Origin of the sequence: Plantactinospora sp. CA-294935 (genome assembly GCF_050936445.1) — a bacterium.
Taxonomy (GTDB): Bacteria; Actinomycetota; Actinomycetes; order Mycobacteriales; family Micromonosporaceae; genus Plantactinospora.
The window spans coordinates 1,214,946-1,231,393 of the sequence record NZ_JBNJMU010000001.1 but is presented as its reverse complement, the minus strand read 5'-3'; the positions used below and the strand labels follow the sequence as shown (position 1 = coordinate 1,231,393).

The following is a 16,448-nucleotide window of genomic DNA, read 5'->3' as shown; positions in this document are numbered from 1 at the left end:
GCATTGCGGGCCGATATGAAGAAAACCCACGAACAAGTGGAATCGGGGCCAGTCCACGCTTGAAAAGCGCTAACCGGATAGATGCGGGCCAGATCGTGGCAATCCAATTTCGGGCAGAAAAAAGCAGACGGTTACTCGGCGGACGTACCGCTCTTCCTGCCTGAGTCGGCCGGTCCAGGCACAATTCGTACATCGAACCCATCCCGCTCATCCAGCGCGTTGCGGTAGTGGCGACCGTAAAGACGCCCTATCCGGGTCAGGGTTCCTCCGGCCGGGTTGCTCCGGATGGCCTTCCACGGGTACGGCAGCGAGACTGGGGCGGTGACCGCCCCGATCGACGACTACGTCTCCGCGGTTGGTGACCGGTTGCGCGGCTCCGCCCGGTTGCGGGCCGACATGCTGGCCGAGATCCGGGACGCGCTGGTCGACGCCGCCGAGTGGCACCGGCGCGACGGGCTGACCGACGCGGAGGCGCAACGGGTGGCCGTCCGGGAGTTCGGTTCGGCCGAGCGGATCGCGACGGGACTCCAGGACGTGCTGGCGGTGGCACAGGGACGGCGTACGGCGCTGCTGCTCGTCGGAGTGCTCGGCGTTCAGTACGGCGCGTCGGAGCTGCTGGCCCGGATCGGCGGGTGGCAGCAGTTCTGGGACGGCGTCGAGCCGGGGGCGGCGTACCTGTGGTTGGCCCGGGTGACGGACACCTTCGCCGGGCTTGCCCTCGGCACCGCCCTCGTCGCGGCAATCCTGCTGCGCTGGGGACCACGGCACTTCGACATCCGTCCGGCGGCGATTCGGCTGACCGCCGTACTCGCCTCGGTGGTGGTCGGGGTGACCATGGTCTGCGGCGTGCTGCTGGCCGTACTGCCGCCAGGGGACGGGGGCGCGCAGGCGCTGGTCGGCGGGGTGGGCTGGGCGGTCTCGTCGGGCCTGCTGCTCGGCTCGGCCCGGCACTGCTGGCGGGCTGCGGAGCGGCCGGGCTGCCGGTCGGCGGCACAATCGGCCGGGTCGTGGGCGGCTCGGTGAGGGCAGGATCGCGCGGTTGGACGATTGGTCGTACTCTCCGGCGGTGACCGACGGGGAGTACCGCGACCGCCCACCGGCCGACCACCAGCCGCAGACCGGCTATCCACTGGCCGACCACCAGCCGCAGACCGGCTATCCACTGGCCGACCACCAGCCGCAGACCGGCTATCCACTGGCCGACCACCAGCCGCAGACCGGCTATCCACTGGCCGACCACCAGCCCTCCGGGTACCCGCCGTCAGGCGGTTACCAGCCGTCCGCGCCGGAACCGGCCATGCACGGTCGCCCGCCGGTCTCCCGCTATCCCGTGGAGCCCACCGGCTACCAGCCGAACCCCTACCACCACCAGCCCACCCCCGCCGGCTACGGCGCTGGTGCAGAGCGTCCCGCTGGTTACCAGCCTGCCGGCTATGGCGCTGGTGTGGAGCCGCCCGCTGGTTACCAGCCGGCCGACCAGCAGCCCGGCCGGTACCCGCCGGGGCCGGTCGGTCATCCGGCGCGGCCCGGCTATCCGGCGCCGGCCGGGTACCCGATGCCCGGTGGCTACCCGCCACCGGCCGGGCTGGTTCCGCCGCCGCGCCGTCGACGGTGGCCGCTCTGGGTGGGGCTCGGCACCGTTGTGGCCCTGCTGCTCTGCGCGGCCCCGGTCGCGATCGGTGCGGCGCTGCTCGACCGGGTGTCCGGGCCGACCGGCCCGGCCGCCGGTGCCGGGGCGGCAGCCAGCCCGAAGGCCGGCGACCCGCCCTCGGTCACCGGCGACTGGCTCACCGAGCAGATCCGCGGCCTGCTCGACGGGCAGGCGAAGGCGTTGCTCGGCGGCGACGAGAACGGCTACGTCGGGCTCGCCGAGCCGAACACGCCTGTCGCCCGGCAACTCCGGCGCGACTTCCGGACGCTGCGGGCGATGCGGGTGAGCAAGTGGGAGCCCAAGCTGCTGGGCCGGGTGAGCGAGCTGAACACGGCCGGCGAGTGGCGGGCGAACCTCACCCTCTCGCACTGCTTCGTCAGCCCGGCCTGCGAGCCGAACGAGATCACCATGGTCACCCGGTGGAAGGACGCCGGCGGCCAGCCGCGACTGACCGCGATCGACACCGACAGGACCGGCGGGCCGGGTCGGCCCCGGCCCTGGGAGAGCGACGAACTGGTCGCCTCGATCGGCGAACGTACCCTGGTCGCCGCGCCCCGGGCGTTCCGGGACCGGCTGCCCGACCTGCTGCGCGAGGGGGAGCGGGCGGCCAGGGTCGCCGACCGGTACGCCGTGGACGGCTCGCCGCCGGAGCGCTACCTGATCTTCTACGCCGGGCCGAACGAGTGGAGCCGCTGGTACGGCGGCAACCGTCCGGAGTGGACCGCCGGATACGCCGTACCGGTCGGCGGTGACCAGTACGACCTGGTGCTCAACTCCAAGGCCGTGGTGCCGGGCCAGTACGCCGACCTGATGCGGCACGAGCTGACCCACGCCTCCTCGCTGGCCGGCGCCGGCCGGATCCCCGACGACGCCTGGTGGCTGGTGGAGGGGATCGCCGAACAGGCGGCGGCGGGTGGCCGGGCGGCGACTCGGTACGGCAGCCTCGACGACGTCGGCCGGCTGGTCAGCTCGGGCTGGAACGGCGAACTGGCGGACGTGGCGCCCAGCGACCGTTCCGAGGACTGGCACGTCGCCGGCAGTTACGGCGTCGGCTATCTCGCCGTCCGGCATCTCGTCGACCGGTTCGGCGAGAAGGACGTACTCACCTTCTTCAAACTGGTGGTGCACGACGGCCGGTCGGAGGACGAGGCGTCCCAGGAGGCGTTCGGCCAGGACTGGTCGAAGCTGCACGACGAGTGCGTGGCGTACGTGAAGAGGACCGCCTCCTGATCAGGTGCAGCTCAGCGGGCTAGTGGCCCGCGCGTCCTGCCGGCCGATGCGGGTGGCACCTCGTACCATGGCGGCGTGCGTCGCGCCTCTCCGCCGCGCCTGTCCGCAGCACCGCGGCCCCGTCGCCCCGTGATACCCGCCGCCCTCCTCGCCCTCACCGTCCTGTTCGGCCTCTCCGCGGCCTCCTGCGAGTCCGAGGACCAGGTCGGGCTGGCCAGTGTGGAGCGGGCCGACGTGGCCGAACTGGTCGACGCGCCGGCCAGCGTGACGGCGCGGGCGGCGGCCACCCTGAGCGCACCCGCCGACGGCACCCTGGCCGAGCTGCGGGTCAGGCCGGGTGCCCTGATCAGGCCGGGCCGGGTGCTCGCGGTCGTCGACTCGCCCTCGGCCCGGGACCGGCTGGCCAAGGCCCGTCGGGCCCTCGATGCGGCCCGGAGCGCCGGGCGGGGGGTCGGCGGCGGCACCGACCTGTCCCGGTTGCGCCGTGGCACCGACCGGGCGGCGGCGCAGGCGTTCCAGGCCGCCCGGGACGCCGCCGGCAAGCTCACCGACCCGGCCGCCCGGGCCGCGCTGCTCGCCCAGGTCCGGATCGCGGAGCGGCAGTACCAGGCGGCGGCCGAGACCGCCGGTGCGGCGGTACGCGCCGTCCAGCGCGGCGTCGCCGGGCTGAATTCCGCGGTACGGGCACTCTCCGCCGCCCAGCGTCTCCAGGCCGAGCAGGCGTACGACCTGGCGAAGGCGACCGTCGACGCGCTCGTGCTGCGGGCACCGATCGGTGGGGTGGTGCAGCTCGGCGGCCCCGCCTCGCCGGCTGCCGGTGCCGGTACGGCCGACGCGCTGGCCGGACTGCTCGGCGCGACCGGTGGGCTGGGTGCCCCGGGCGGGGTCGATCCGGCCGGGGCGCTCGGCGGAGGCAATCCGACCGCACCGGTGGCCGGCGTCGACGGCGCGGTGCCGGTCGGCGGCCGGGTGAGCGCGGGCACCCCGATCCTGACCGTGGTGGACCTGTCCGACCTCGGGCTGGTCGCCGAGGTGGACGAGACCGATGTGCTGCTGGTCAACCAGGGTGTGCCGGCGAGCGTGGAGCTGGACGCCGCCACCGGGGCGGAATATTCGGCCCGGGTCCGCTCGGTCGACGTACTGCCGACCGCGTCGGCCCGGGGCGGTGTCTCGTACCGGGTGCGGCTCTCGCTCGGCTCCGGGCGCTTCGCCGACGGGCGGGCCGCCCCGGCACCGCGCCCCGGGATGAGCGCGGTGGTCCGGCTGCGGGTCCGGGAGGCGGCCGGCGCGGTGACCGTACCGGCCGCGGCGGTGCACTCGGCGCAGGGGCGGGACGCGGTCTGGGTGGTCGAGGACGGGATCGCCGAGCAGGTGCCGGTGACGGTCGGGGTGCAGGGCCAGGACCTGGTGCAGATCGTCAGCGGGGTGCAGCCGGGCCAGCAGGTGGTGGTCAGCGGCGGCGACCAGGTGCGCTCCGGAGAGCGGGTACGTTGACCGCCGCGCCGGTGGGCAGCTCCGCCGACGTTGCGACCGGGGGACCGACGCGGCGGTCCGGGGTGGCCGATGGACCGACCCGGCGGTCCGGGGTGGCGGTCGAGGCGGTCGACCTGGTCCGGACGTACGACCTGGGCGGGGTGTCGGTGACCGCGCTGCGCGGCGTCTCGCTGACCATCGCCGCCGGTGACTACGTGGCGGTCGTCGGCCCGTCCGGGTCGGGTAAGTCGACCCTGATGCACCTGCTCGGCGGGCTGGACCGGCCCAGCGCCGGCCGGCTGGTGATCGGCGGTCGGGACGTCGCCACGCTGGACGCCGGCGAACTCGCCACGCTGCGCAACGAGACCATCGGCTTCGTCTTCCAGTCGTTCCACCTGCTGCCCCGGACCTCCGCCCTCGACAACGTCGCGCTGCCGCTGGTCTACCGGGGGATCGGCGGTCGGCGGCGGCGGGAGCTGGCGGCGGCGATGCTGGGCCGGGTCGGCCTCGGGCACCGGCTGGACCACCGGCCCAACCAGCTCTCCGGCGGTGAGCAGCAGCGGGTGGCGATCGCCCGGGCCCTGGTCACCGATCCGGTACTGCTGCTCGCCGACGAGCCGACCGGCAACCTGGACAGCGCGACCGGCGAGTCCGTGCTGTCCCTGCTGGAGGAGCTGAACGCCTCCGACGGGGTGGCGCTGGTGCTGGTCACCCACGACCGGGAGGTCGCCGAGCGGGCGCACCGGCAGGTCACGATGCGCGACGGCGTCCTGGTCACACCGGCGCTGGAGCCGGAACCGGCGGCCGTACCACCGGCGCCCGGGCCGGATTCGGCGACGGTCGTGCCGGCGGCGCGGCGGGCGCCTGAGATAGTAGATCCCGCTCCCAGCGCGGAGCCCCGACGAGCGTCCGGAAGCGACTCGGGGCACCCGTCCGGTGGCTTCGGTGGCGCCACCGAAGCCACCGGACGCCGCGGGTCGAGCGGAGCCGGCCCCGGGCACGCCGACGGGCCGGCAGCCGGGCCGGAGAGCGGATCGTGAGGATCGCCGAGGCGTGGCGGGTCGCGCTGGACGCCCTGGCGGCGAACCGGCTGCGCAGCATGCTCACCATGCTCGGGGTGGTGATCGGGGTGGCCGCCGTGGTGGTGCTGGTCGCGATCGGCACCGGCGCCAAGCGGGAGGTGGAGCAACAGGTCGAGGGGCTCGGCTCCAACCTGCTCGTCGTGGTGCCCGGCCGGCTCGACTTCGGCGCGGCACCGGCGGTCTCCCGGCTCTCCCTGGCCGACGTCGAGGCGGTCAACCGGGTCGTCGGCGATCCGCGCCGGGTGGCGGTCACGGTCACCTCCGGCGAGACGGTACGCGCCGGCACCCGCTCGGCGTTCACCACCGTGCAGGGCGTACTGGAGACCACGCCCGAGGTCTTCGTCCGGGAACTGGACCGGGGCAGCTACCTGACCTCGTCCGATGTGGACACCAGCCGCCGGGTGGCGGTGCTCGGCGCCACGGTCGCCGGTACCCTCTTCGGCGACCGCGAACCGGTCGGGCAGCAGGTCGCGATCGCCGGCGTACGGTTCCGGGTGGTCGGGGTCTTCGCCCCGCTCGGCCAGAGCCTCGGGGTGGACCGGGACGACGAGGTGCACATCCCGGTCACCGCCGCGCACCGGCTCTACGGCACCCAGCGGATCGACGGGATCGCGATCAAGGCGCCGGACCGGGAGGAGATCGACGACCTCGCGGCCCGGGTCGTCGCCGAGCTGACCCGGCGGCACCCGGACACCGAGTTCAGCGCGGTGACCCAGGAGCAGATCCTCGGCGTACTCGGGGACATCCTCGGGGTGCTCACCGGGGTGCTGGCCGCGATCGCCGGCATCTCGCTGCTGGTCGGCGGCGTCGGGGTCTCCAACATCATGCTGGTCTCGGTACGCGAACGGACCCGGGAGATCGGCCTGCGCAAAGCGGTCGGCGCCCGCCCCCGGGACATCGGGATCCAGTTCCTGCTGGAGGCGGTGCTGCTGACCGCGCTCGGCGGGGTGCTCGGGATGGGGCTCGGGGTGGGCGCCGCGCTGCTGGTGGCCGCCCTCTCCCCGGTACCGGCGGTGGTCACCTGGTGGTCGCTGACGCTCTCGTTCGGGGTCTCGGCGGCGGTCGGGATCATCTTCGGGGTGGTACCGGCGCAGCGGGCCGGCCGGTTGGATCCGGTGATCGCGCTGCGCGCCGAATGAACCTTCTCCACCTTCCCTGGCGGTCCCGCGCACCGCAGGCACGGACGCGGTGCGCGGTTCAGGTTGGAAAGGGCCCGATGACGGGTTCCCACGGGTCGACGGACGAGCCAGTGATGATCAATTGCCCGAAGGGATCGCGCCGGTCACAGCCGCCCCGTTACCGTACTGGTAACACGCGCGTAGCTGCGGCGCGGAAGCATCCCGCCGGGCGGCACGCGCCGGGGATTGGGATGGGTTGGTGAGCCATGGCAGGATCACCACAACCGGACAGCCGAATGCCGGAGATCAGGTTTCTGACCGTCGCCGAGGTGGCGACGCTGATGCGGGTCTCGAAGATGACGGTCTACCGGCTGGTGCACTCCGGCGAGCTGACCGCGGTGCGGGTCGGCCGGTCGTTCCGAGTGCCGGAGCACGCCGTGCACGACTATCTGCGCGGCGCCTTTCAGGAGACCGCCTGACGGCTGAGCGGTGGCGTCGCGACGGTTCCGGAGCGCTCCGGGCGGTTCGTCGTGGGGGGCGCTTTGGTCCGGCTGACCGCCGAGGGCTAGTCTGGACCGCGACCGTGGCCACGTGCCGATATGGGTGCGAGCCCGTCGTGCCGGCCCGGTCCGTTGTCCAGCTCGGTAGCCGGCCGCACCCGCGGGTGAGGCCGGTCCGATCAGCACGTCGCATCAGAAGGGCTGTCGTATGGGCTCGGTGGTCAAGAAGCGCCGCAAGCGCATGGCCAAGAAGAAGCACCGCAAGCTGCTGCGCAAGACCCGCGTCCAGCGTCGCCGTCTCGGTAAGTGACCCCGGCCGGGCGCCTGCCCGGCCGGTGGTGAGCCGGTCAGACTGTCGACCTTCGGAGGCCCACGTGACGACGTCGCGGCGGTCCGGGCCCGGCCCGGGTCGTCCCGCGCGGAGCGCGAGGTGACCCCCGGTAGCACTCCCGGTGCACCGGGGGTCGTCGTGGTGACCGGAGTCAGCCGGTTCCTCGGCGCGCACGTCGCGGCGCGGCTCGTCGCCGACGGCCGGATCGCCCGGGTCGTCGGTCTCGACGTGCACGAACCGGCGGACGAGATCGCGGAGCTGCTCGACGGTGTCGAGCGGGTCCGGGCCGACGCCGGCGCGGTGAGCACCATCATCGACGAGCTGGGTGCCGACGCCGTCGTGCACCTGGCGCTGGTCACCGCGGCTGATCCGCAGCACGGCGGCCGGGCGGCGATGAAGGAGCAGAACGTCATCGGCACGATGCAGTTGCTCGCCGCCGCCCAGCGGGCGCCCCGGCTGCGCAAGCTGGTCGTCCGGTCGTCGACCGCCGCCTACGGGGCGTCGTTCCGGGACCCGGCCGTCTTCACCGAGGACACCGAGCCCCGGGCCGTGCCGCGTGGCGGCTTCGCCCGGGACATCCTCGACATCGAGGGGTACGTCCGCGGCTTCCGGCGGCGCCGCCCCGACGTCACCGCCACTGTGCTGCGCTTCGCGCCCTTCGTCGGCTCGATGGCCAACACCACGCTGACCAGGTATTTCGCCCAGCCCGTGGTGCCGACCGTGCTCGGTCGTGACCCCCGGCTCCAGTTCGTGCACTTCGACGACGTGCTGGAGGTGCTGCACCGGTCGGTGGTGGAGGAGCACCCCGGGACGTACAACGTCGCCGGGCCGGGAGTGTTGGCGCTCTCCCAGGCGATCCGCCGGGCCGGCCGGGTCGCCCTGCCGGTGGTGGAGCCGGGGCTCTCCGGCGCGGCCGGGCTCGCCCGGGTGCTGGGCTTCGCCCGCTACGGGCTCGACCAGGTCGACCTGTTCGTGCACGGCCGGGTGGTCGACACCACCAGGCTGACCACGGAGTACGGCTTCACCCCGCGCTCCACCGCCGCCGCCTTCGACGACTTCATCGCCAGCCACCGCGACGGTACGGTGCTCGGGCCGGAGCAGCTCCGCCGGGCCGAGCAGGCGATCATGGACGGCATCCGGCACACCCGGGCCACGGTCCGGGACCGGATCGCCCAGCTCGGCGTGGTCGACGGTGCCGGGCCGGCGGAGCGGGGCGGACGATGACCGGCGACGACCGGCAGCCCACCGGCACCGGAAACGGCGAGTACGCAGGGGCGCGGCACGATCCGGGAAACACCCCGGACCGGCGATACTCCGTGCCCGCGGAGCAGGACGGCACGGCGCTGGAGCGGTCGGCGCGGCGCAACGGGCGCCGGTCCGGCCCGACCGGGCCGTCGGTGCCCGACCGGCCGGGTGACGTCTGGGACCGGCGGGTCGCCGCCGGGCTGGCCTTCCTGCGCCGGCGCCTCTCCGGACAGTACGAGGTCGACGAGTTCGGCTTCGACCCCGAGCTGACCGACCAGGTCTTCCATCCGGTGCTGCGCCGGCTCTACCGCGACTGGTTCCGCACCGAGGTCTACGGCGTGCACCGCCTGCCGGTCGACGGTGCCGGGCTGGTGGTCGGCAACCACTCCGGCACGGTCGCGATGGACGCGCTGGTGCTGGCGGCCGTGCTGCACGACCGGCACCCGAAGCACCGCTACCTGCGGCTGCTCGGCGCCGACCTGGTCTTCCGGATGCCGGTCGTCTCCGAACTGGTCCGCAAGACCGGCGGCACCGTGGCCTGCAACCCGGACGCCGAGCGGCTGCTCGGCCGGGGTGAACTGGTCGGCGTCTTCCCCGAGGGCTTCAAAGGTGTCGGCAAGCTCTACGCGGACCGCTACAAGTTGCAACGGTTCGGCCGGGGCGGCTTCGTCTCCGCCGCGCTCCGCACCGGGACGCCGATCATCCCGGTGGCGATCGTCGGCGCCGAGGAGACGTACCCGATGCTCGCCGACATCAAGCCGCTGGCCCGGCTGCTCAAGCTGCCGTACTTCCCGGTGACGCCGACCTTTCCGTGGCTCGGCCCGCTCGGTGCGGTGCCACTGCCCAGCAAGTGGCTGATCGAGTTCTGCCCGCCGATCCCCACCGATCACCTGGTCGACTCCGCCGACGATCCACTGGTCGTCTTCAACCTCGCCGACCAGGTCCGGGAGACCATCCAGCAGACCCTGCACCAGTTGCTGGAGAAGCGGCCCGACCCGTTCGGCCCCTGACCGGAGGCGGTTACCGGGTCAGCCGGCGACGCATCGCCAGCCCCGCCGTCACCGCGCCGGCCACCAGCCCGGCGGCCACGGTCGAGGGTACGGCGATCCGGGCCGCCTTCCGCCCGGTCCGGAAGTCGTGTACCGCCCAACCGCGTTCCTGGGCGTGCCGGAGCAGAGTGCCGTCCGGGTTGATCGCCACCGCCCGGCCGACGGCGGAGAGCATCGGCAGGTCGTTGGCGGAGTCGCTGTAGGCGGCGCACCGGTCCAGGTCCAGCCCTTCCACCGTGGCGAGCTGGACCACCGCGTCCGCCTTCGCCGGCCCGTGCATCAGGTCACCGACCAGCCGCCCGGTGTACGCCCCGTCGCGGATCTCGGCGACGGTGCCGAGCGCACCGGTCAGGCCGAGCCGGGCCGCGATGATCCGGCCGATCTCCACCGGGGCGGCGGTGACCAGCCAGACCCGCTGGCCGGCGTCCAGGTGCTGCTGGGCCAGGGCCCGGGTGCCGGCCCAGATCCGGGGCGCCATCAGCTCGTCGAAGATCTCCTCGGTGAGCCGTTCGACGTCCTCGACCCGCCAACCGGCGACGAAGGCCAGCGCCGCCTCCTTGACCCGGGACATGCTGCCGGGGTGCTCGACGGCGAGTACCCGGAACCGGAGCTGCTGCCAGGCGAACCGGACCAGGTCACCGGTGGTGAGGTAGTTGCGGGCCGCCAGGCCACGGGCGAACCAGTAGATGGAGGCGCCCTGCATCACCGTGTTGTCCACGTCGAAGAAGGCGGCGGCCCGGGGGTCGGTCCGGGCCGAATCCGCCGGTGGGGCGTCCGGCCCCGCGTCGGCCCAGCCGGCGGTGTGACCGTGGTCGTCGGTGCTGACCGTCACCTTGCGGGCCCGGGCCACGCGGGAACCTCCTCGCTACGGGTACACAGCGAGGGTAGCCGGATCCGCCGAGGCGCACCCGGAGTCCGGGACAGCCGGGCCGGTGCGGGCGATGGTCAGCCGCCGACCCGGTGCACGGGCTCGGTGGTGCTGCGGTCCCGTACCGCCGGTGGCTGGTCCTGGCTGGGCGTCGGAGCCGGTGGCCTGGGTGCCGAGGTACGGTCCGGGGCACGCGGCGGCTCCTCCGGGGTACGACTGCCGCCGTCCCCCTCGGTCGCCGGTGGCAGCCCGTCCGGCGGCGTACCGGCCGGGCCACGGCTGACCGGGCAGGTCCGGGGAAGCGGTCCGATCGAGTCCTGCCGACCGATCGCGCCGACTCCGCAGGCGAGCGCGGCCCGGAGGCTCTCGGACCGGTGCTGCACGTCGTCGAGGAGTTCCAGCGAGTCGTTGGCGCGACTGCGGGTGGCCCGGGTGGTGTCCTCGAAGAGGCGGACGACCTGCGGCCGCTGCTGACGCAGGAAGCTGTCCACGGCGTCGAGCGCGGCCGGGTCCTGGCGCTGCACCGCCGCGCTGGTCAGCAGCTTGATGCCCTGCCGGGTGTCGGCGTCCATGTCCTCCAGGACGGCGGAGAAGCCGAAGTTCTGCCCACCGACCGCGACCGCCTCGGCGAGCCGGGTACGCGCGAAGTCGAGGAAGAGCTGCCCGCGACTCAGGTCGGAGCTGGCCAGGGCGAGCTGGGCGCGTTCGGTGTGCCGCTTCATGCCGTACAGCGCGTCGCCGGGTACGGCGTTCTCACTGGCGGCGGACATCCCGGAAACCGCGATCGCGCCGACCGCGACCCCGATGACGACGGCGCCGCGGGCCCGGGCCCGGGTACGTGGACCCCGGAACGCGGGCTGACCGGCCCGGCGGGTGGCGGGTTGGCCGCCGCCGTCGACGATGGCGTCGTCGCTGGCGGTCGCGCCGATCCCTTCCCGCTCGGCGGTGGCGACGAGCATGGCCCGCAGGCCGGCCCGGAAGTCGGGGTCGACCTCGACGGTGGACTGCACGTCCCTGAGGCGTTGCCCGACAGCCAGCGGCTGTGCCAGGTCGTCGTCGACCCGGGACCGGACGTGGTGGCGACGGCCTCCGTTGGCCTCGTCGAGCAGCTGCGCGAAGCGCTCGGCGCGTTGGCGGTAGAAAGTCTTCCAACTCACCGCCGACACCTCCCTTCGCTGGTCGCGATGCTGCGGTCGGCCCGTCTCGCCGCCCGGGTACGACGGTGGCTGACTTCAGGACCAGGCCACGGTGCCCGAGGCCGGATCCGCTCTCCGGCCGACCGGCCGGAGGGATGTCAGGCCAACCGCCGGTCGCACCCGGACAAACGGTCGGCGGGGTCGACCGGTTACGGGCCGGCGGCGGGAAATACTACGAAGAGTGAGCGGAGTCACGGAGCGCGAACGGCGGCCGTGACAGCGCCTCACGGCTGGAATCCGTCCGGCAGCAACCTGGCCAGTGCCCGGACCGCGCGGTACTGCAGAGCCTTGATCGCGCCCTCGTTCTTGCCCATCGCCTGGGCCGTCTCCGCCACCGAGAAACCCTGTAGAAATCGCAGTACGATGCATTCCTGCTGCTCGGGGTTGAGCTGCTTGACCGCGGTCAGCAGGGCGACGTTGGTGATGTGCTCGACGACGGCCGCCTCCGGGCTTCCCTCCGGCCCCCGATCCTCGCGGTCCGCATCCAGAACGTCACCCGTAGTAACTTCCAGGCGGTACCGGCCGGACTTGAAGTGGTCCGCGACGAGGTTCCGGGCGATCGTCACCAGCCAGGCACCCAGGTCACGGCCCTGCCAGGTGAAGCTGCCGATCCGTTTCAGTGCCCGTAGGAAGGTGTCCGAGGTGAGGTCCTCGGCGAGCTGCCGGTTGCCGACCCGGAAGTAGACGAACCGGAAGACGGTGTCGACGTACCGGTCGTAGATCAGGCCGAACGCCTCGGGCTCGCCGGCCTGGGCCCGTTCCACCAGTGCCCAGACCTCCCGGGCCGGATCCGACGGGTCCGGCCGGTCCGGATAACCGGTCGGCGAGCCACCGCCCGAACCCGTCGATTCCTCGGTCGCCGGCACCACCGGCAGCACCGCGGTCTCGGTCTCCGACGTCGCGGGCTGGGTGGGCGGTGCCGCGGCGCCCGGCTGGGCGGGCATGGCCGGCCGGGTCGGACTGGCCACCCGGCCGCCGACCGGACGGGCGTTCCCGCCCGGCGTGTTGTGCCGGGGTGGGGTCTCGTTCGGATGCGGGCGGTTCCGGGTCCGCTTCGAGCCGCCGTCGCCGCGTACCGCCAGGCTCAGCATGTCGTCCATGGACACGCGGAGCCGGTCGAGGCCCTCGGTCAGGGCGAGGCGGGTGTTCCGGGGGGCGCCGCCGGTCGCTCCGCCGACGTATCCGTATGTGCTCACTGGACCTCCCCGGCCGGCCGAGGCCGCGGGACCGGTCGCCGGGACCCGGCCGCGATGGGGGCCGTACCCACGCCGGGGTCGGCGCGATCCGGCACGGCAGTTCCGGGGTGCGCCGTACGACGGCACACGCCCCACAGCTGCTGGTGCAGTGCTCTCACAGGCACGGCGGCCTCCTCGGGCTGAGGGGTGTCGACTCACGGCAAAAGGGGTGAGCCGACCCGAGTGATGATAGGGCCAACGTCACCCATGTGCGGCAAGTCCGTTACACAGAGCCAAAGTATTTCCAGAAGCCACCCGAACGGGGCGCACAGCTTGTGCGCTGTCAGATGCCTGACAGTGCGGTAGTGAGGGCTCTGAGCAGGGGAAACGTGGAAACACGCCAATGCGCGGCGAGCCTTGGGCGTGCCGCCGCGAACGTGTTAGGAGAAGTCCACCGTGCTGGGGGTGCCGAGATCCGAAACCCGTTACGGTCTGCTGGACCGTACCCCGGGTAAGCGGAGAAGTCGAGGGAAGTTCCACGTCGAGAGAACTTCCACCGACGTCGTCGGCGTGTGGCGCACCGGCGGGTCCGGAATGGCCGGTTGGGCGACCGCTGGGCACCGGCGGCGGTCGGAGTACGCGTCGCGCCCGGCACTGTGCCAGACTCAGCGACCGTGCAGGATGGACCGGACACCCCCGCCGAGCCAGCCGCGGTCACCCTGGCCGACCGGGTACGCCTGGCCGCCGCCAGTCGACCCGACCGACCCGCACTGCTCTGGCCGGACGGCGTACTGAGCTGGGCCGAACTGGACAGTGCGGTGGACCGGGTCGCCGCCGCGCTGCGCGGCCGGGTCGCGGGGCCGGCCGACGGCCATCCGGCCCGGGTCGCCATCGCACTGCCCAACTCGCCCGACTTCGCGGTGGCGTTCTTCGGTGCCCAGCGGGCCGGGCTGGTCGCGGTGCCGGTGAACCCGGCGCTGACCGGTCCGGAGCTGCGGCACATCCTGGCCGACTCGGCGGCGGGCGTCCTGATCTGCACCGAACAGGTCCGGGCGGCGGTCGACGGGGTACGGGCCGAGCTGCCGGCACTGACCGAACTGCACACCGCACTGCCGGAACCGGGCCCGAGGGTGGTGCCGGGCGGCGACCCGGCCGACGGGCCGATCCGGACAGACCCGGAGGCGGTCGCGGTGCTGCTCTACACCTCCGGCACCACCGGCGAGCCGAAGGGGGCGATGCTGTCCCACCGGGCGCTGCTCGCCAACCACGAGCAGCTCGACCGGATCTCCCCGCCGGTGGTCGGCACGGACGACCGGGTGCTGCTGGCCCTGCCGCTCTTCCACGCGTACGGGCTGAACGCCGGGCTGGGCGCGGTGGCGTACCACGGGGCGTGCGGGGTGCTGGTCGACCGGTTCGACGCGGCCGCCGTACTGGAGGTGGTCGCCCGACGCCGGGTGAGCGTGCTGGTCGGCGTACCGTCGATGTTTCTCGGTTGGACGATGCTGCCGGACGCCCCGGCGGCGGCCGGGGTGCCGGCCGGGCCGGCGCTGCGCACCGCGATGGCCTCGGTGCGGGTCGCGATCTGCGGCGCCGCCCCGTTGGCCGTCGGCGGCGCGACCCGGTTCGCCGAGGCGACCGGCCGGCAGATCCAGGTCGGCTACGGCCTCACCGAGACCGCTCCGGTGCTCACCACCACGCTCTCCGGCCCGACGGCAAAGCCGAACTCGATCGGCCGGCCGATCCCCGGCGTCGAACTGCGGCTCGTCGCCGCCGACGGCGAGGAGCTGTGGCGGGACGGTTCCACCGTCGAGCCGGCCGACGACGGGGACAGCGCGGACGAGCCCGACCTGGAGTTCTCCTCGCCCGGCACCGACCCCGGCGAGATCGTGGTCCGGGGCGCCAACCTCTTCTCCGGCTACTGGCCCGACGGGCACGGCGGGCCGGACCCGGACGGCTGGTGGCGGACCGGCGACGTGGCGTACGCCGATGCCGGGGGCGACCTCTTCCTGGTGGACCGGCTCGGCGAACTGATCCTGGTCAACGGCTTCAACGTCTATCCGCAGGAGGTCGAACGGGTGCTCGGCGCCCACCCGGAGGTAATCGAGTCGGTGGTGTTCGGGGTACCGCACCCGGTGGCCGGGGAGGCGGTCACCGCGTACGTCGTACGGGCCCCGCGGAGCAGCGTCTCGGCCGCCGAGCTGGCCACGCACTGCGCCGGCAGCCTGGCCCGGTTCAAGTGCCCGAGCAGGATAGAGTTCGTCGGGTCCCTGCCGCTCTCCGCGATCGGCCGGGTACGCAGATCGGTGATCCGGCAAAGGGGCGCGAGTGACGACGAGTGAGCCACGGCTGACCCTGATCACGCGGCCCGGCTGCCACCTCTGCGAGGTGGCGAAGGAGGCGGTGGACCGGGTGGTGGCGGTGACCGGCGACCGGTGGACCGAGCTGGACGTCACCGGCGACCTGGAGCTGGAGCGGGAGTACGGCGACCGGCTGCCGGTGGTGCTGCTCGACGGTCTGGAGCACGGCTATTGGCGGGTCGAGGAGGAGCGCCTGCTCCGCGACCTGACCGCCCCCCGCGCCTGACCGCTTTTCGCCCGCGCCTGAGCGCCTTTCTCGCAACCGGCCGCCCCCGCGCGACGGTCCCGGCCCCGGGTGTGACGTCGGTGACTTCCCGTCCCGCCGTCCGGCCGCAGCCGTGGGCCCGGTCGGGGTCTCCGCGTATCGTGCTCGGATGCGTGAGCACCTCGTCTGGGACTGGAACGGCACCCTGCTCGACGACCTGACCCTGGTGGTCGCCGCCACCAACGTGGCCCTGGCCGGTGCCGGCGGGCCCGAGGTGACCGCCGAGGAGCACCGTACGCAGTTCCGCCGGCCGATCGCGGACTACTACGCCGAGGTGCTGGGCCGGGCCGTGGACGCCGAGGAGTTCAGCCGGCTGGACCAGCTCTTCCACGAGGCGTACCGGGTCGGGCTGGCCAGCTGCGCGCTGGCCGCCGACGCCACCAAGGCCATCCAGACCTGGACCGGTACCCAGTCGCTGTTGTCGATGTGGTTCCACGAGGAGCTGGTGCCGGCGGTCGACCGGTACGGGCTGACCGCCGTGTTCCGCCGGGTCGACGGCCTGCGCGGCACCGTCGGCGGCGAGCGCAAGGCCAGCCACCTGGCCCGGCACCTGGCGGCGTTCGGTATCGAGGGAACGTCGGCGGTGCTGATCGGCGACTCGATCGACGACGCCGAGGCGGCCGACTCGGTGGGCGCCCGCTGTGTCCTCTACACCGGTGGGTTCACCGACGCGGCCCGGCTGCGTGCCGGCGGCTGGCCGGTGGCCGACTCGCTCACCGAGGCCGTCGAACTGGCCGCCAAACTGGACTGACCTCTGGGCTTGCGCCCCTGGCCGACGCCGGGAACTGCGCCGGGTCGCCGGCCCGGTCACGCTTCCGGGCTGGCGCGCGGGCGGGCCGGGTCACGCTTCCCGGGCTGGCGACCCGGGCGGGCCGGGTCACGCCTCCCGGTGCGGGTCCCGCCCGGCG

The 16,448-nt window shown here is 73.6% G+C and carries 14 protein-coding genes and 1 pseudogene; 12 read left to right on the top strand and 3 right to left on the bottom strand.

What is annotated here, in order from left to right; all coding sequences use genetic code 11:
• The first annotated feature begins 321 nt into the window (after positions 1 to 321).
• The 9 genes from ACQEVC_RS05500 to ACQEVC_RS05460 all read left to right on the top strand — a co-directional run bounded on the left by ACQEVC_RS05500 (position 322) and on the right by ACQEVC_RS05460 (position 9,640).
• Entirely contained in the window at positions 322 to 1,023 is a 702-nt protein-coding gene (locus tag ACQEVC_RS05500; RefSeq protein WP_432873916.1) for a permease prefix domain 1-containing protein, read from the top strand.
• A 43-nt stretch (positions 1,024 to 1,066) separates the two neighbouring features.
• Positions 1,067 to 2,881 (top strand): hypothetical protein, encoded by a 1,815-nt coding sequence (locus ACQEVC_RS05495; protein ID WP_432873915.1) that lies wholly within the window; start codon positions 1,067 to 1,069, stop codon positions 2,879 to 2,881.
• A gap of 36 nt (positions 2,882 to 2,917) precedes the next feature.
• Positions 2,918 to 4,375 (top strand): efflux RND transporter periplasmic adaptor subunit, encoded by a 1,458-nt coding sequence (locus ACQEVC_RS05490; RefSeq protein WP_432891046.1) that lies wholly within the window; start codon positions 2,918 to 2,920, stop codon positions 4,373 to 4,375.
• 62 nt (positions 4,376 to 4,437) lie between these two features.
• Entirely contained in the window at positions 4,438 to 5,394 is a 957-nt protein-coding gene (locus ACQEVC_RS05485; protein WP_432873913.1) for an ABC transporter ATP-binding protein, read from the top strand.
• Positions 5,391 to 6,575, top strand: a complete 1,185-nt coding sequence (locus tag ACQEVC_RS05480) for an ABC transporter permease (RefSeq protein WP_432873911.1) — start codon at positions 5,391 to 5,393, stop codon at positions 6,573 to 6,575. Before ACQEVC_RS05485 ends, ACQEVC_RS05480 begins: the two co-directional genes overlap by 4 nt.
• A 245-nt stretch (positions 6,576 to 6,820) precedes the next feature.
• Positions 6,821 to 7,033: a helix-turn-helix domain-containing protein gene (locus tag ACQEVC_RS05475; RefSeq protein WP_432873910.1), complete on the top strand. Its 213-nt coding sequence runs from the start codon at positions 6,821 to 6,823 to the stop codon at positions 7,031 to 7,033.
• Positions 7,034 to 7,262: 229 nt separating this feature from the next.
• Positions 7,263 to 7,364, top strand: coding sequence for a 30S ribosomal protein bS22 (locus tag ACQEVC_RS05470; protein ID WP_007465623.1), 102 nt, complete (start codon positions 7,263 to 7,265; stop codon positions 7,362 to 7,364).
• A gap of 120 nt (positions 7,365 to 7,484) precedes the next feature.
• Positions 7,485 to 8,609 (top strand): NAD-dependent epimerase/dehydratase family protein, encoded by a 1,125-nt coding sequence (locus tag ACQEVC_RS05465; protein ID WP_432873909.1) that lies wholly within the window; start codon positions 7,485 to 7,487, stop codon positions 8,607 to 8,609.
• Positions 8,606 to 9,640, top strand: a complete 1,035-nt coding sequence (locus tag ACQEVC_RS05460; protein WP_432873907.1) for a lysophospholipid acyltransferase family protein — start codon at positions 8,606 to 8,608, stop codon at positions 9,638 to 9,640. The genes ACQEVC_RS05465 and ACQEVC_RS05460 overlap by 4 nt, the downstream gene beginning before the upstream one ends.
• Before the next feature lie 10 nt (positions 9,641 to 9,650).
• Here ACQEVC_RS05460 and ACQEVC_RS05455 read toward each other — a convergent pair whose 3' ends face one another.
• The 3 genes and pseudogenes from ACQEVC_RS05455 to ACQEVC_RS05445 form a co-directional block, all read right to left on the bottom strand.
• A complete protein-coding gene (locus ACQEVC_RS05455; RefSeq protein WP_432873905.1) occupies positions 9,651 to 10,529 on the bottom strand; it encodes an HAD family hydrolase in 879 nt (292 codons plus the stop codon).
• Between the two features lie 293 nt (positions 10,530 to 10,822).
• Positions 10,823 to 11,713 (bottom strand): annotated as a pseudogene (locus tag ACQEVC_RS05450) (DUF5667 domain-containing protein); the annotation flags it as partial.
• 254 nt (positions 11,714 to 11,967) lie between these two features.
• Entirely contained in the window at positions 11,968 to 12,834 is an 867-nt protein-coding gene (locus ACQEVC_RS05445) for an ECF subfamily RNA polymerase sigma factor, BldN family (RefSeq protein WP_432891043.1), read from the bottom strand.
• Between the two features lie 758 nt (positions 12,835 to 13,592).
• Here ACQEVC_RS05445 and ACQEVC_RS05440 point away from each other — a divergent pair.
• The 3 genes from ACQEVC_RS05440 (at position 13,593) to ACQEVC_RS05430 (ending at position 16,291) form a co-directional block, all read left to right on the top strand.
• Positions 13,593 to 15,257: an AMP-binding protein gene (locus tag ACQEVC_RS05440; RefSeq protein WP_432873903.1), complete on the top strand. Its 1,665-nt coding sequence runs from the start codon at positions 13,593 to 13,595 to the stop codon at positions 15,255 to 15,257.
• The gene (locus ACQEVC_RS05435; RefSeq protein ID WP_432873901.1) at positions 15,244 to 15,501 is read left to right on the top strand and encodes a glutaredoxin family protein; all 258 of its coding nucleotides are present in this window, start codon (positions 15,244 to 15,246) and stop codon (positions 15,499 to 15,501) included. The genes ACQEVC_RS05440 and ACQEVC_RS05435 overlap by 14 nt, the downstream gene beginning before the upstream one ends.
• Before the next feature lie 148 nt (positions 15,502 to 15,649).
• Positions 15,650 to 16,291 (top strand): HAD family hydrolase, encoded by a 642-nt coding sequence (locus ACQEVC_RS05430; protein WP_432873899.1) that lies wholly within the window; start codon positions 15,650 to 15,652, stop codon positions 16,289 to 16,291.
• Positions 16,292 to 16,448 lie beyond the last annotated feature (157 nt).